Origin of the sequence: Spirulina sp. CCNP1310, from assembly GCF_034932185.1 — a bacterium.
Lineage (GTDB): Bacteria > Cyanobacteriota > Cyanobacteriia > Cyanobacteriales > Spirulinaceae > Spirulina.
In genome coordinates this window covers 14,533-29,151 of sequence record NZ_JAYGHW010000102.1, presented here as the reverse complement: position 1 = coordinate 29,151, position 14,619 = coordinate 14,533, and the positions used below count along the sequence as shown (strand labels likewise).

The window sequence follows — 14,619 nt, the reverse complement described above, 5'->3', positions numbered from 1 at the left end:
CAGCACTAGCCCCTAACGCCGCATCACTAACCCCTAACCCCTCATCACTAACCCCTAACACCTCATCACTAACCCCTAACCCCTCATCACTAACCACTAAACGCGCCGGTATCTTCATCGGCCCCGAATTCGGCACAGTCTCCCGACCCGACCTGATCGCCGCCGCCAGAGAAGCCGCCGACGCAGGCTTTGATGTCCTCATCTCCTGCGCCTTTAGCTACGATGCCCACTGCGCCGACCTCGCCAAACTTGGCCGCATCCAAATCCTCAGAGCCACCATGAACGCCGACCTCCATATGGCCGACACCCTCAAAAACACCGGAGCGGGCAACCTTTTTGTTATTTTTGGCGAACCGGATATTTTAGTGGCTAGTGAAGAGTGGTTAGTGAATAGTTTTGGAAACCCTATAGCACCCTATGAAATATTTAAAATCGTATCGGGACTTGATTGTTTGGCAGAAATCAATGGACTTAGCAGTTCAGATTTACGAAATTACGCAGAACTTTCCTGCTGCCGAGAAGTTTGGGATTATCTCACAGATGCGGCGGGCAGCGACATCAATTCCAGCAAACATCACCGAGGGACAAGCACGGCGTACAACTGGGGAGTTTCTACAGTCGCTTGGCATTGCGCGAGGCTCTCTCGCGGAACTAGAAACCTTCGTGATGTTGTCCGTCAGGCTGCATTATCTAACCCCGATCAGTTCAGAAAGCATCTTGAGCAATTGCACAGAAATCAGCAAAATGCTGCGATCGCTCATGCAGTCTCTCTCCCACTAACCACTAACCACTACTCACAAATCACTATCTTCGGGGTAGATGTCTTCCATCCCCAATCTGGCGAAGTTAGAGCCAGTAATACCGACGAAATCGCCTGTTGGTTCATCGATACCGACTACAATGAAGAAAGCTTCTTTGTCCGCCATGCCTATTTTCTCGGCGCAAACGACCCCTATAAATCCCTTAAAACCACCCTCAAAGCCGAAATCGATCAAGAAGCTTGGGCCAGTCTCTACGGCAACATTTCCCGCCCCTTCAACAAACCCAAATCTGGCCGCATCGCCGTCAAAGTCATTAACCATCTCGGCGATGAAGTGATGAAAATATTTGCGGTTTAGCCAGCCAGATAGGGGCGAAAAATTTTTCGCCCCTACATCTTTTCGCCCCTCGATCAACTTTGACCGTTAATCCTGCCGTTGACCCTCAATCTTTGACCCAAGGGCTGATTCTTGCGTTTTATCAAGATTTAACCTAGGGGCGATCGCCTCCCTTGCGGTAGCCTAGACTACAGAATCCCCACCATGGCCTAGCGATCCTAGGGGGGAATGGCCCCCAAAATTATGAATATTCTCCTTGCTGAAGACGATCAACAATTAGCCGCCTCCCTCACCGAAGTCCTCACTGCCCAGCGGTATCACGTTGATGTGGTCAATAATGGCGAAATGGCTTGGGATTATCTTCAGTGTGGCCAGTATGATTTGATCCTCTTAGATGTGACATTGCCGAAACTAGATGGTTTGGGCCTTTGTCAGCGGTTGCGCCGCTCAGGTTCGCAAATTCCGGTGATGATGCTAACGGCACGGGATACTACCGCTGATAAAGTAACGGGTTTGGATGCGGGGGCGGATGTCTATATGGTGAAGCCGGTCAATTTGCAAGAAGTCCAGGCTCAATTACGGGCCCTATTGCGCCGGGGCAAAACGGCTCTCCCCCCCACATTGCAATGGGGAGAATTAAGTTTGAATGCGGGGAATTATGAAGTGCGCTATGGCGATCGCCCCCTCCATCTCACCCCCAAAGAATTTGCGATTTTAGAACTGTTACTGCGTCAAGGTTCCCAAGTGGTGAATCGGGATTTATTGCGCGATCGCCTTTGGGCAGCGGCAGATTATCCCAGCGATGCGACGATTAAGGTACATATTAAAAGCCTCCGGCAAAAACTCCGGGCCGCTGGCGCACCCAGGGATTGGCTCGAAACCGTTCACGGGGTCGGCTATCGCCTCAAAACCCCTTAAGCTACATTTAAGGAAATGAACTCCCCTATCTTTCGCTCATACATTACTGAATGGAGGTATGACAAATGGCGATCGCAACGGCTGAAGCCAAAACCTACACCGCTGAGGATTATCTCGCCCTAGAGGTGGAATCAGAGATCCGCAATGAGTATCGCAATGGAGAAATTATCCCCATGACGGGTGGAACACCTAACCATAATAAACTTACGAATGCGCTTAGTGCTTTGCTCTGGTTTGCCCTGCGCCAAAAACCCTACAGTGTTTTTGTGACGGATCAGCGGCTCTGGATTCCGGAGCGCGACATTTACACCTATCCGGATGTGATGGCGATCGCAGAACCCCTGGAGTTAAAGGCAGGGCGAAAGGATACGGTGATCAACCCGATTTTATTAGCGGAGGTGTTGTCACCTTCAACGGCAGAGTATGACCGTGCTGATAAGTTTACCGCCTATCGCACGATTCCGACGTTTCAGGAATATCTGCTGATTGCCCAAGACCGGCCCCAGGTGGAGCAATTTATCAAGCAGGGAGAGCAGGAATGGCTCTTTATTGTCCATCAGGGTTTAGATGCAGTGGTGAGGGTGCGATCGCTCCATGTGGAAATTGCTTTAGCGGATCTCTATGAGGGGATTGAGTTTGAAAAGAATAGTGATTAACAATTCTTTACAATCCACTACCGATAAGATGGTTTTGTATGATGGGTGAAAGGGGTTCTCAGTTTAGAAAGATCAAAACCAATAAAATGGTGATGTTTATGGAAAATATTAATGCTCTGGATATGTTGGAACGCGATCCGCATCGAGTCAGCGGTGCTTGGGTCTTTAAGGGAACTCGTGTTCCAGTATCAGCATTTTTTGAAAATCTCAAAGATGGGGCTTCCATTTGCTATATTAACATAGCCAGATCTACTTACTTAAAGATGCAATCCAATTAATGCTAGACCCAACTCCCAATCTATCAATCAATACCAGTCAATTTTGAATCTCTATGATGAACATCACCATCGAATTACCGGAAAGTCTTTTTTCTGCTTTACGCAAAGCACCCACGGAGTTTGTACAAGAAATGCGGGTTGCAGCGGCGGCAAAGTGGTATGAACTAGGGGAAATTTCCCAAGGGAAAGCTGCTGAGATTGCCGGTTTAAGCCGCAGTGAGTTTATTCACGCTTTAGCCCGATATCAGGTTTCTATTTTGCAATATTCAGCGGAGGAGTTAGCTGAGGAAATGGAGAATGTTTGTTGACCGCATCATCATTAACGCTTCCCCTTTGATTGTTCTTTTCAACAGTGAACAGGAGGATTTGTTGCCTCAACTTTTCTCAGAAATTATCGTACCTGAAGCAGTCATTGAAGAAGTGACTCAGAGTAAAAATGATCGTGCCTCTCAACAGATTTGTGAGACGGATTGGCTTAAACAACAGACGGTTGATATTCATCCCCCTGTTGCGGCTTGGGATTTAGGCAAAGGGGAAACCAGTGTGATTAGTTGTGCGATCGCATCTCCTACATACTGTGTTATGATTGATGATCGAGCGGCGCGTCGCTGTGCTAAAAGTTTTGGTATTCCAATTTTAGGAACAGGTCGGGCGATTGTTTTAGCTAAACAGAGGGGTTTGATTCAATCTGTTGGTGAACGCTTAAAGCGTCTCCAAGATGTGGGTTTATACCTTTCACCTCAAGTCATTGAACTTCTTAAAGTTCAAGCTAATGAAGAATCATCCAAAACTTGAAGTATCCTATGAGATGGGATAAATAGTGATGGATAGGATGCGTAGGGTATGTCAGAGCGATTAGCCAATGCTGAACGGTTACTTTAAGAACTAACACACTCTCTAAGCCTCTAAGGGCAACGTGATATAAAACCGCGTTCCTTTGTTAAGATGGCTTTCCAAACCAATCGCCCCATGGTGTAACTCCACACAGGTTTTCACCACCGCTAAACCCAGACCTGTGCCAATTAATTTCTCCGCATTACTGCCGCGATAAAAGGGATCAAAAATATAGGGCTGCTCCGTAAACTCAATACCAATACCATTATCCTCCACTTCAATAATTAACTGACGAGAATTTCCCGTTATCTTTAACGCCACCAAACCATCAGGAGGGGAATATTTTATGGCATTATTGAGCAAATTCGTTAAAATTGACCGAATTAATTTAGGATCAACAAAAACCTGCGGATAAGGATAATCATTTTGATAACAAATTGCGCCATCTTTTTCAAGATCATTCAAGTCTGCCAAAATTGTCCGGCATAATGGCTCCAACTCAACAATTTCGGGATGACAACTTAAATGACCCGCCTCCGCCCGTGAGAGCATTAAAATATCCTCCAACATTCGCCCCATGTAACGGGCTACTTCATGGATGCGTTGATAGATACTTAAACGTTTTGGCTCCCCTAATTCTGAGCCGTGACTGATTAAGAATTGGCTCGAAATCAAGATCGTACTGAGGGGATTGCGGAACTCATGGGAAGTCATTGAAAAAAACTTTAACTTTAACTCCCCCATGGCTTGGGTCTGCTTTAGCTCCGTTTCCCAATTCCACGCCAACAACGCCACGATCGCCGTCAACAAAAGCCCAATCGTCAACGTTGCCCCCATCGCCCAACGGGGTTCGAGGGGATAATTCACCCCAGGGTAAAACTCAAGTTGCCATGCCCGTTGGCTGACGGGGATAAGCTGCTGGCAACCTTGGGGGCAAACCAGTCGAGTTGCTGCATGGGTCGGTGGAGGAGCTTGGATCGGCTGCACCTCCTGACTTTCAGCATCGTAAAATCCAAGATATTGCCCCGTTGACCCATCCCCCTGATCCCGGATTGTGAAATTAATTTCAGTTTGGAGCGATCGCACCGCCTCCTCCACCACATCACTAACCCGAAACACCCCCAACAACATCCCCCGCAACCCCTGCCCCTCCCCATACACCGGCAAAAACACTAAAAATCCCGCCTGGTCTTGGGGTTCTTGGACGAGGCGAATCGGAGCCGTAGCCGTCACCTGGCCCGTTTGGCGGGCCTGATTGAGAGCTTGCGATCGCACCCCATTGGACAGCAAATCAAACCCCAAAGCCACCTCATTCCCCTGCCAAGGCTCAATATAATTGACGGGAAAATATTCCTGGCGCGATTGCGCCCGCACTAACCCCCCCATCACTCCCTGCTCAGTAATTTCCACTTGATCCCGCGCCCATTGGCTCAAGTCTTGCTCAAATTGACGACGCGCCCCATTGCGCACCCAAGGGGCCCACTCCAACGCCTGAATACCGGGGTAGGTATCCAACACCCGCGCCACAAACCCCCCAAACTCCTCCCGGCTCACCTCCCCCTGGGAAATGGTATAGAAATCCCCCAAAGCCAGTAACGTTTCTGTGTATTGGTTTAACCGGCCCGCCATCGCAACGGTGAGGCTCGCGGTTTGGCGTTCAAACTCCAACTGACGGAGCGATCGCTCCCATCGCCCCACCCACCAACTGGCCAATCCCGATAGACTGATCCCCGTCGTCACAATCAAGATCAACGGGCGATAGCGGGGTTTTGCAGCCATGGTTGTTTGTAGAAATAAAAGCGATTACAGCCTAGCAAACTCTACCCGAAATCTTTACCTTTTCTACCCCAAAAACTTTATTTGCCCTTGGTAATCTATCCAGTCAAGAGTTCGCTTTTCAAACCCTCAACAACGCCAGCAAATTGTAGCTATTTTAACAGTTTATTAGAAAACCACCATGAAACGACGCACCCTGCTCAAAACCAGCACCGCCTTTACCCTCGGCCTCTCCCTCACCGCCCTGCTCAAAAGTTGTGCTAACCCTGTGGAACCAGAGGCCAGCCCAACGGAGAGCGGCAATAATGATGTTCTTACCGTCGTTCAAGGAGGCGGCTTTCCCAATAGCCTTGACCTCCATCGGGCCGGCACAAACCGCCCCGCCTACGGCATTTCCTGGAGTATTTATGACCGCTTAATGACCTTCGGCACGAAAACCCTCCCCGATGGTTCTGTTTCCTATGACTACACCGATTTACAGCCGGAATTAGCGGAATCTTGGGAACTAGCCCCGGATGGAATGTCCGTCACGTTTGCCTTGCGTCAGAATGCCACGTTCCACGATGGCGCACCCGTTACAGCGAAAGATGTGAAATGGTCGTTTGATCGGGCCATTGGCATGGGGGGTTTTCCGACATTCCAAATGAAAGCGGGGGCGTTGGAAAATCCTGAGCAGTTTGTGGTGATTGATGACTATACTTTTCAGGTGAAATTCCTACGGCCTGATAAGTTAACGATGATTGATTTAGCTGTGCCGATTCCGATTATTCTCAATTCGGAACTGGTGAAACAACATATCACCGATGCTGACCCTTGGGGGGCGGAATGGGTTAACAATAATGATGCGGGCGGCGGAGCCTATACCGTGGGCGAATTTGAGCCTGGGAAAAAGTTAGTTTTAAAACGGTTTGAAGATTGGCAATCGGGGCCTTTACCTGCCATTGCTGAAGTGATTTTGCTGGATGTGCCGGAGCCGGGAAATCGTCGCGCTTTGCTCGAACGGGGCGATATTGACATCAACTTTGATGTTTCCGATAAAGACACCCAAGAACTCAAAGCCGTAGCGGAATTTACCACGCTTTCCCATCCCGTCGAAAATGCGGTTTATTCCATTGATTTGCATAGTAACCCCACCCTAGGAGGAAAGCCCAATCCCTTTGGGGATGTGAAAGTACGGCAGGCGATCGCCTATGCCGTTCCCTATGAGGAAATCTTTAAAACCGCCTTCTATAGCCAAGCTGTTCCCCTCTATGGGGCTACGGGTAAAGCCGTCGATACCACCTGGCCCCAAGCCAGCCCCTACACCACGGATCTCGACAAAGCCAAAGCCCTGCTAGCAGAATCAGAATATGCTGATGGTTTTACCACCACTCTCGCCTTTGATTTGGGCAATAAAGAATGGGCGGAACCGCTTTGCATCCTGGTTCAAGAAGCTTTAGCAAACCTCAATATTACCGTCACTCTTGAAAAAGTGCCAACGGCCAATTTCCGCAGTGTTTTAACGGAAAAAACCCGCCCGATGATTATTAACAATTTCGGCGGTTGGCTCAATTTTCCCGATTACTTTTTCTTCTATGCCTACCATGGCCAAGATGCCACCTTTAACGGCAGTTCCTACAAAAATCCCCAAATGGATGCCTTCATTGAAACAGCCTTGAAATCAGAACCAGGGAAAGGAGGGTATGACAAAGCGGTGCAAGATTTTATCACTCTAGCCTGGGAAGAAATGCCCCGGATTCCCATTGTACAACCAAGCCTTTCTGTGGTGATGCAGCCCAATATTGAAGGCTATCAATATTGGTTCCACCGTCAGTTAGATTTCCGCCAAATCCGCAAAGCCTAACCCCTATTCCTCGTGATTTGGCTCTGCCAAGTCACGAAATTCTGGAGGCTCTGCCTCCACCTGGCGGCGGAGCCGCCCAAGGGCCGTGCCACGGCAGAGCCATGGCACGAGATCGATGAATTCCGGAACCCCCCCTTTTTAAGGGGGGGGCAGGGGGGGGGATCCTCCCAGCCTTAAATCCCACACTTAAACACCATGGCCCAAGCTTCTAAACTTCGCTTTATTGTGCAACGGTTGCTCGCCGCCATTCCGAGTATTTTCGGTGTGATTGTTGTCACGTTTATTTTGACCCGCGCCCTCCCTGGTGATCCGGCGGTGTTCTTTGCCGGGCCTTCTGCGACCCAGGAGGCGATCGCCCAAGTCCGCACCACCCTCGGCTTAGATCAAAGCCTCCCCCAGCAGTTTTTGCGGTATCTTAGCGACTTAGCCCAAGGGGATTTAGGCCAATCCCTCACCACCGGGCAAACGGTTTGGTATGACCTCACCACCCGCCTACCCGCTTCTTTGGAACTAACGGGAGCCGCGTTATTTTTTGCGCTGGCGATCGCCCTCCCCCTCGGCATCATTGCCGCTCTCATTCCTAACTCAAAATGGGATCACCTGATCAGATTTTTAATGACCGCTGGAGTCTCCCTCCCGACATTTTTCACCGGCCTTTTTCTCCTTTATATCTTCTACTACCGCCTTAATCTTGCCCCCGCTCCCATGGGCCGCCTCGATCTGTTAACCTCACCCCCCCAACGGCTCACGGGATTATTTTTAATTGACAGTTTACTAACAGGTGATTTTGCGGTATTTGGCCAAGCCTTTCGCCAGTTAATCCTCCCTGCGATTACCTTAGGTGTGTTTGCCCTTGCCCCCGTTGCCCGCGTCACCCGCGCCTCAATGTTGGCTGTGTTGAGCAGTGACTACATTCGCACCGCCCGCAGCCACGGTTTACCCCCCTTTAAAATTCTTTGGAGCTATGCTTTTCGCAATGCTTTGCTCTCGATTTTAACCACAATGGGTGTGGTGTTTTCGTTCCTCTTGGGGTCGAATGTGTTAGTCGAAAAAGTGTTTGCTTGGCCGGGCATTGGTTCCTATGCGGTGGAGGCATTAATTGCGTCGGATTATGCCGCTGTTCAGGGATTTGTGTTAACCATGGCGTTTCTGTATATTTTCCTCAATTTAACCATTGATATTGTCTACGGCATGATTGACCCCCGTGCGGGTCAAGAATGAAACATCATGATCCCCCCGGCTACGCCGACCCCCTTAACAAGGGGGTTGAATCAAAACCCCCCTTTTTAAGGGGGGGCAGGGGGGGATCCCACGCCGCTAAAGTCTGTAGGATCCCCCCGGCTACGCCGACCCCCTTAACAAGGGGGTTGAATCAAAACCCCCCCTTTTTAAGGGGGGCAGGGGGGGATCCCACTCCACCCGATGACCCAAACTCCTCAAATCCTATGACCCTATCCCTCCGTCATACCCGCTACGTTATTCAAGAAAATGGCGTAACCTTTGCCGCCTTTGCGCTCTTTTTCCTGTTCGTGATCCTTGCCATTTTTGGCGATGGAATCGCCCCCTATAATCCCCTCACCAGTAATGCTAGTTTAGCCCTTTCGCCCCCTTCTTCTCAGCATTGGTTTGGCACCGATGCCCTCGGTCGGGATATTTTAAGCCGTGTGATTGTGGCGACCCGATTAGATTTGGGGATTGCCATTGCCGCCGTTGCTGTTTCCTTTGTGATTGGGAGTGCGGTGGGGATTTTAGCGGGGTATTGGGGGGGCTGGGTGGATGCGATCGCCGGTCGTTGTATTGATACAATTATGGCTTTTCCCCTCTTTGTCTTAGCCATGGGGATTATGGCCGCCTTGGGGGATTCTGTGGAAAATATTATCTACGCCACGGCGATTATTAACCTGCCCCTTTATGCGCGGGTGATTCGCTCCGAAGTGTTGGTGATTAAAAATGCTGGTTATATCGAAGCGGCGAAACTTTCCGGTCATAATGATGCTCAAATTATGTTCCGCTATCTATTCCCCAATGCCCTGCCAGTGATGATGGTGCATATTTCCTTAAATATGGGTTGGGCCATTCTCAATGCGGCGGGGTTATCCTTCATTGGTTTAGGGGTACAACCCCCTACGCCAGAATGGGGAATTATGGTGGCAGAAGGCGCAACCTATATTATTTCCGGGGAATGGTGGCTGGCGATTTTTCCCGGTGTGGTTTTAATGATTGCCGTGCTTTGTTTTAACCTCCTAGGTGATGGTTTACGCGATTTAGTTGATCCCCGAAAACGCACATGATCCCTTCAAAAAAAATCATTCATGCTACGGAAACCCAAACCCTCCTTAGGGTTGAAGATTTAACCGTGGAATTTCGCACCCGCTCCGGTACGGTACAAGCCCTCGATCAGGTCAGTTTTAGCTTGGCTATGGGGGAAACCTTGGGATTGGTGGGGGAAAGTGGATCGGGAAAATCGGTGCTTTCTTTGGCAATTTTAGGCATTCTTGACCGGGCCGCCAAGATTACCCATGGGGCGATCGCCCTCCAAGGTATTGACCTCCTCAAAATTCCCCGGGCCGAATTGCGCCAAAAACGGGGCAAGGAAATGGCGATGATCTTTCAAAATCCTCGCGTTGCCCTCAATCCGATTCGCCAAGTGGGGAAACAGTTGGAGGATGTGTTAGCGGTGCATCAAGGGGGGCCGAAGCAAGGCCGACGCGACCGCGCCCTTGCCCTCCTCGCCCAAGTCCGCATTCCCGACCCCGAACGCCGTTACCATGCCTACCCCTACGAACTTTCTGGGGGGATGTGTCAGCGGGTGATGATTGCCTTGGCTTTGGCGGCGAACCCCAAGGTGCTGATCGCCGATGAACCCACCACGGGCCTTGATGTCACGACCCAGGCGGCGGTGATGGGGTTGATCCAGGATTTAGCCCAACAGGGGGAAATGGGGACGATTTTAATTACCCATGATTTAGATCTGGCGGCTCAATATTGCGATCGCCTCCTCGTCATGCACGCTGGCCACATCGTCGAAGCTGCCCCCACCGCTCAAATCCTCACCCAACCCCGCCACCCCTACACCGCCAAACTGATGGCCGCCACCCCCGACCCCCACAAAACCCTAGGGGAACTGTTGCCCATTGCCGGCCATTTACCGGATCTACGGGGGGATTTGCCCCCCTGTCGGTTCCGCTCCCGGTGCGATCGCCCCTTGCCGGAATGCGATCGCCCCCCCTTGATCCGCCAAACCCTCACCCCCGGCCACACCGTCGCCTGCCATCACCCCCTCACCCCAGAGGCATAACCATGATCAACCTCACCGCCCCGCCCCTCTTAGCTGTTCAAAATCTCCGCAAATATTTCCCCACCCAAGGTCGCAACCCCTTCCAACGGGATACTGCCCCCCATCTCCTCCATGCCGTTGATGATGTTTCCTTCACGCTCAACCAGGGGGAAAGTGTCGGATTAGTGGGGGAATCGGGCTGTGGCAAGTCTACCCTTGTCCGGCTCTTGACCCGCTTACTCGATCCTACGGCGGGAGCGATCCGCTTTGAAGGCAAAGATTTAGCCCCCATTCCCGCCCAACGGTTTGCCCGTCATCCGCTGCGATCGCAAATCCAACTTGTCTTTCAAGACCCCCACGACAGCCTCAACCCCCGTCATACCGCCTTTGATACCATTGCCGCCCCCTTATGTCAGTTGGGGGGATTTCAGCCTTCGGCGTTACTCAAGGCGCGGGTCGCAGAGTTGGCGGAGTTGGTGGGCTTGCCGGAGCCGCTGTTATCTCGATTCCCCCATCAGTTATCGGGGGGACAAAAGGCGCGGGTGGGGATTGCGCGGGCGATCGCCCTTCACCCTAAATTACTGATCCTCGATGAACCCACATCCGCCCTCGATGTATCGGTGCAGGCGGTGATTTTGCAACTGTTGGCAGATTTACAGGCCCGTTTGGGGATGAGCTATCTGTTTGTTTCCCATGATTTAAATGTGGTGCGGCTGTTGTGCGATCGCATTATTGTCATGTATTTAGGGCAAATTATTGAAATGGGGCCAACGGCGGCCATTTTCGACCATCCCCGCCACCCCTACACCCAAGCCCTGATCGCCGCCATCCCCGATCCCACGCAACCGCCCCAAGCCCTCCAACTTCAAGGGGAACCCCGCAGCCCCATCGATCCCGCTCCCCAAGTCTGTCGTCTCTATGGCCGTTGTCCCCAGGGTGTAGCCCAATGCCAGGAAGCCATGCCGCTGTTAGCACCCATGGGGGAAGGGCATTGGGCGGCCTGCCATTTTAGTAGCCCATCCTTGACATGATCTCCGACCCGTATAAAGACTGGATCAATCCGATACCAGAAACGGCTAATACCAGTACCTTTCTTCCTTGAGCCTCTTTACGATTGAGGCCGGTTTTGCTGCTTGAGATAACTGAGCAGCCAATTGGCGATCGTAGCGCGGCGCGTTTGGCGAGGGCCAAATTCGCCAATCTTATAGCCCTTGAACCCTAACTCCTCCTTGAGGAGTTGTTTATCTTCAGGCGGAATAGAACGGGTCAATTTAACCGTAGGCGGACGGTTCGCAATAAAATCCGGCGGCTCAGGATAGGCCCCTTGCCAATCAAGGGGAACAGCCGTATGATCCCACATTTCATGGAGGGGATCATAACGATAGCCCAAAGCCTGCCATACCAATTGGTTGGCGATCGCATCCTCAACTTCATCATTGAGAATTGCCCAAATGGTTTCGGTATTGAGGGGGGGAAGCGTCATGGGGAAGTGGGAAGTAGGAAGTGGGAAGAGAGGAGTGAGAAGTGAGATCTAGTTTACCCTCTCCTCTCTCCTCTCTCCTTCCTACTGATCTCCCATGCAGATCCCTAAACCCCTTGCTGTTTTCACAAGGGTATCTTCGATGTTGACTTTCCGATAGGTTTTGATCGCATCCAAAATTGGTACGCCTGTCACCTGACGGTCTTTCCATGTCACCATCATGTCACTGTGGCCCGCTGCGATCAACTCTACAGCCCCCACCCCAAAGGCAGAGGCTAAGACCCGATCCGTGGGGGAAGGAATGCCGCCCCGCTGGATATGACCTAGAACCGTAACGCGGGTTTCTGCTTGGGTGCAGTTGGTGATGGCGTTGGCCAGGTATTGACCAATCCCCCCGAGGCGGAATTGCCCAAACTGTTCATTTTTTTGGAGGGTTTCCCCATTTTCCGTACAGACAGCTTCAGACACCACCACGACGGAGAAATTAAACCCGACCGCTTGGCGATCGCGAATTTTCCGGCAGATATGCTCCAGCTTGTAGGGAATTTCCGGGATCAAAATAATATGCGCTCCCCCGGCAATCCCCGCATTGAGGGCAATATGCCCCGCATCCCGCCCCATCACTTCCAGGATCATCACCCGATCATGACTGGCGGCGGTGAAATGGAGGCGATCGAGGGCATCGGTGGCAATGTCTACCGCCGTGCTGAACCCGATCGCTAATTCAGTTTCGCCCACATCGTTATCGATGGTTTTGGGGATGCCAATCAGGTTGATCCCCCCCTGTTGAGCAATTTTCCGCAGGATAGCGAGACTGCCATCACCACCAATGCCAATCAGCGCATCCAGGTTCAACTGGTGGTAGCCCTCAATGATTTCCTCTGAACGGTCTTTGAGCGTACCGTCAGGCATCGGGAAAGCAAAGGGATTCCCTTTGTTGGTCGTGCCGAGAATTGTGCCGCCTTGGGTGCGGAGGGGATCCACCTTGTGAAGTTTAAGGGGCATGACCTTAGGAGGACGTTCCATTAAGCCATTCGTTGCGCCTTTGATCCCGACCACCTCCCAATCGTAGTGAGCGGTGGCATGGTTGACGACGGCGCGAATGATGGTGTTTAAACCGGCGCAATCTCCCCCACTGGTGAGGATGCCAATGCGTTTGTGTTCTCCCATAAATCCAATATCCATCAACGATCTACAGTGGACTGGCCCCATTTTGGGGGATGAATGGCGATCGCGCTGTATTTTGCCTGTCTGAATTTTAGATTTGGATTGAACCGGCTATCAGGGCCGGGACGTTGGGCTATGGCAATCAAAGCCCCTCATTGACCCTGCCTATCGAACATATGTCCTATCGGGTTTTGCTCACAATTCCTCCGGGTCAATGCCTTGCGCCCGCAATAATGCCGCTAGTCGTTCGGCCCGCTGACGTTCCGTTTCGGCCCGTTGACGTTCCGTTTCGGCCCGCTGACGTTCCTGCTCCAACTCTAGGGCCACTTGTTCGACCCGCTCTTCTGCCTGTTGGGCCCGGTGCTGTTCGATTCTGGCTCGTTCATCGCCGGTCAGGAGTAAGTTGCCTTGCTCATCCCACCACCGGAGCCAGGGTAACTCCAGGTTGCCATAAGTGCCTCGCCAAATGCCCAACTCCACCCCCATCGAGTCAATGGGATAGTGGCCCCGTTCATTGGGAGGGACTAACTCGTAATGGTTGGCGATCAGGCAATAGACCTCAACGCTGGCCTTTTGGACTTCGTAGATGGCATAAAATGCCGGGCGAATGATTTGTTCATAGACCCAAAATTTCCCCGGTTTTTGGCGATCGCCCATTTGGGATAAGGGGGTGCGATCGCGCTCCTCACTGCCATCCCCGGAAACAAATTCAATGGCAATCAACGGGGGGATATGTTCCTGCCATAATACATAGGAACGCCGCACTTGTCCGTTGAGGGTGGGGGCCACATGGGGGACATAAAACCAATCGGGACATTCTGCCCCCCGTTCCGGCGGTTCCGTCAAACGCCAATAGATGCCGCAATCTTGACCGATGGCATATTGCTGGTTTGGATAGAGGCGATCGAGGGTGGATTGAATCGAATCCGTCAATAAAAGGCTTTGGGGATGCTCCTGAAAGTTTTTCACAACTGTACCGTCAGAGTCTGGGAGTTGGGTATGGTCGGGGAGGCTCGTAATCCCCAAGGGAGAAGATGAGGCGATGGTCATGGTTCAAGAGTTCTCATCGCAGAGGATAGAGGGGATCATAGCATTTTTAGCATCGATTCTGAATCTAGCTCTTTTGGAGGAAAAAAGAGGATAGAGAAGTGAGGAGAGAGGGTTTAGATGGGTGTGGGGGCGAAAAATTTTTGTGCCTCCGGCAGGCTTACGCCAACGCCCCTACATCAATTCTTATTACTTCCCACTTCCTACTTCCCACTCCAACCTTGACATCTCACGATCAAGAAAGAG

17 protein-coding genes are annotated in these 14,619 nt (G+C 51.4%); 11 read left to right on the top strand and 6 right to left on the bottom strand.

The window, feature by feature from the left end; all coding sequences use genetic code 11:
• Positions 1-202 (bottom strand): hypothetical protein (locus VB712_RS19600; RefSeq protein ID WP_323257885.1); only part of this gene is annotated, 202 nt, incomplete at its 3' end.
• A gap of 215 nt (positions 203-417) precedes the next feature.
• Between VB712_RS19600 and VB712_RS19595 the strand changes: the two genes are divergently transcribed.
• Positions 418-780, top strand: a complete 363-nt coding sequence (locus tag VB712_RS19595) for a four helix bundle protein (protein ID WP_323257883.1) — start codon at positions 418-420, stop codon at positions 778-780.
• Positions 781-794: 14 nt separating this feature from the next.
• Here VB712_RS19595 and VB712_RS19590 read toward each other — a convergent pair whose 3' ends face one another.
• Positions 795-1,175 (bottom strand): hypothetical protein, encoded by a 381-nt coding sequence (locus VB712_RS19590; protein WP_323257881.1) that lies wholly within the window; start codon positions 1,173-1,175, stop codon positions 795-797.
• Between the two features lie 165 nt (positions 1,176-1,340).
• Here VB712_RS19590 and VB712_RS19585 point away from each other — a divergent pair, with 165 nt between their 5' ends.
• From VB712_RS19585 to VB712_RS19570, 5 genes are all read left to right on the top strand, one after another.
• Positions 1,341-2,015, top strand: coding sequence for a response regulator transcription factor (locus tag VB712_RS19585; protein ID WP_416236408.1), 675 nt, complete (start codon positions 1,341-1,343; stop codon positions 2,013-2,015).
• A 65-nt stretch (positions 2,016-2,080) separates the two neighbouring features.
• Entirely contained in the window at positions 2,081-2,671 is a 591-nt protein-coding gene (locus tag VB712_RS19580; protein ID WP_323257877.1) for a Uma2 family endonuclease, read from the top strand.
• A gap of 38 nt (positions 2,672-2,709) precedes the next feature.
• The gene (locus VB712_RS20590; protein ID WP_416236407.1) at positions 2,710-2,949 is read left to right on the top strand and encodes a DUF433 domain-containing protein; all 240 of its coding nucleotides are present in this window, start codon (positions 2,710-2,712) and stop codon (positions 2,947-2,949) included.
• Between the two features lie 53 nt (positions 2,950-3,002).
• Positions 3,003-3,257: a UPF0175 family protein gene (locus tag VB712_RS19575; protein ID WP_416236406.1), complete on the top strand. Its 255-nt coding sequence runs from the start codon at positions 3,003-3,005 to the stop codon at positions 3,255-3,257.
• Entirely contained in the window at positions 3,247-3,744 is a 498-nt protein-coding gene (locus tag VB712_RS19570; RefSeq protein WP_323257873.1) for a DUF3368 domain-containing protein, read from the top strand. The genes VB712_RS19575 and VB712_RS19570 overlap by 11 nt, the downstream gene beginning before the upstream one ends.
• Before the next feature lie 102 nt (positions 3,745-3,846).
• Here VB712_RS19570 and VB712_RS19565 read toward each other — a convergent pair whose 3' ends face one another.
• The gene (locus VB712_RS19565) at positions 3,847-5,562 is read right to left on the bottom strand and encodes a CHASE domain-containing protein (protein ID WP_323257871.1); all 1,716 of its coding nucleotides are present in this window, start codon (positions 5,560-5,562) and stop codon (positions 3,847-3,849) included.
• Between the two features lie 178 nt (positions 5,563-5,740).
• Between VB712_RS19565 and VB712_RS19560 the strand changes: the two genes are divergently transcribed.
• The 5 genes from VB712_RS19560 to VB712_RS19540 all read left to right on the top strand — a co-directional run bounded on the left by VB712_RS19560 (position 5,741) and on the right by VB712_RS19540 (position 11,710).
• A complete protein-coding gene (locus tag VB712_RS19560) occupies positions 5,741-7,402 on the top strand; it encodes an ABC transporter substrate-binding protein (RefSeq protein WP_323257869.1) in 1,662 nt (553 codons plus the stop codon).
• A gap of 195 nt (positions 7,403-7,597) precedes the next feature.
• Positions 7,598-8,623, top strand: coding sequence for an ABC transporter permease (locus VB712_RS19555; protein ID WP_323257867.1), 1,026 nt, complete (start codon positions 7,598-7,600; stop codon positions 8,621-8,623).
• Between the two features lie 224 nt (positions 8,624-8,847).
• Entirely contained in the window at positions 8,848-9,693 is an 846-nt protein-coding gene (locus VB712_RS19550) for an ABC transporter permease (RefSeq protein WP_323257865.1), read from the top strand.
• A complete protein-coding gene (locus VB712_RS19545) occupies positions 9,690-10,700 on the top strand; it encodes an ABC transporter ATP-binding protein (RefSeq protein ID WP_323257863.1) in 1,011 nt (336 codons plus the stop codon). Before VB712_RS19550 ends, VB712_RS19545 begins: the two co-directional genes overlap by 4 nt.
• Before the next feature lie 2 nt (positions 10,701-10,702).
• Complete coding sequence (locus VB712_RS19540; protein WP_323257861.1) at positions 10,703-11,710, top strand: ABC transporter ATP-binding protein; 1,008 nt, start codon at positions 10,703-10,705, stop codon at positions 11,708-11,710.
• A 77-nt stretch (positions 11,711-11,787) separates the two neighbouring features.
• On the opposite strand, the gene VB712_RS19535 is transcribed toward VB712_RS19540, so the two are convergent.
• The 3 genes from VB712_RS19535 to VB712_RS19525 all read right to left on the bottom strand — a co-directional run bounded on the left by VB712_RS19535 (position 11,788) and on the right by VB712_RS19525 (position 14,376).
• Positions 11,788-12,162 carry a DUF1823 family protein gene (locus tag VB712_RS19535; protein WP_323257859.1) on the bottom strand — a complete coding sequence of 125 codons (375 nt, stop codon included), beginning with the start codon at positions 12,160-12,162 and terminating at the stop codon, positions 11,788-11,790.
• Positions 12,163-12,243: 81 nt separating this feature from the next.
• Positions 12,244-13,329 carry an ATP-dependent 6-phosphofructokinase gene (locus VB712_RS19530; RefSeq protein WP_323257857.1) on the bottom strand — a complete coding sequence of 362 codons (1,086 nt, stop codon included), beginning with the start codon at positions 13,327-13,329 and terminating at the stop codon, positions 12,244-12,246.
• A 192-nt stretch (positions 13,330-13,521) separates the two neighbouring features.
• A complete protein-coding gene (locus tag VB712_RS19525; protein WP_323257855.1) occupies positions 13,522-14,376 on the bottom strand; it encodes a Uma2 family endonuclease in 855 nt (284 codons plus the stop codon).
• Positions 14,377-14,619: the final 243 nt, after the last annotated feature.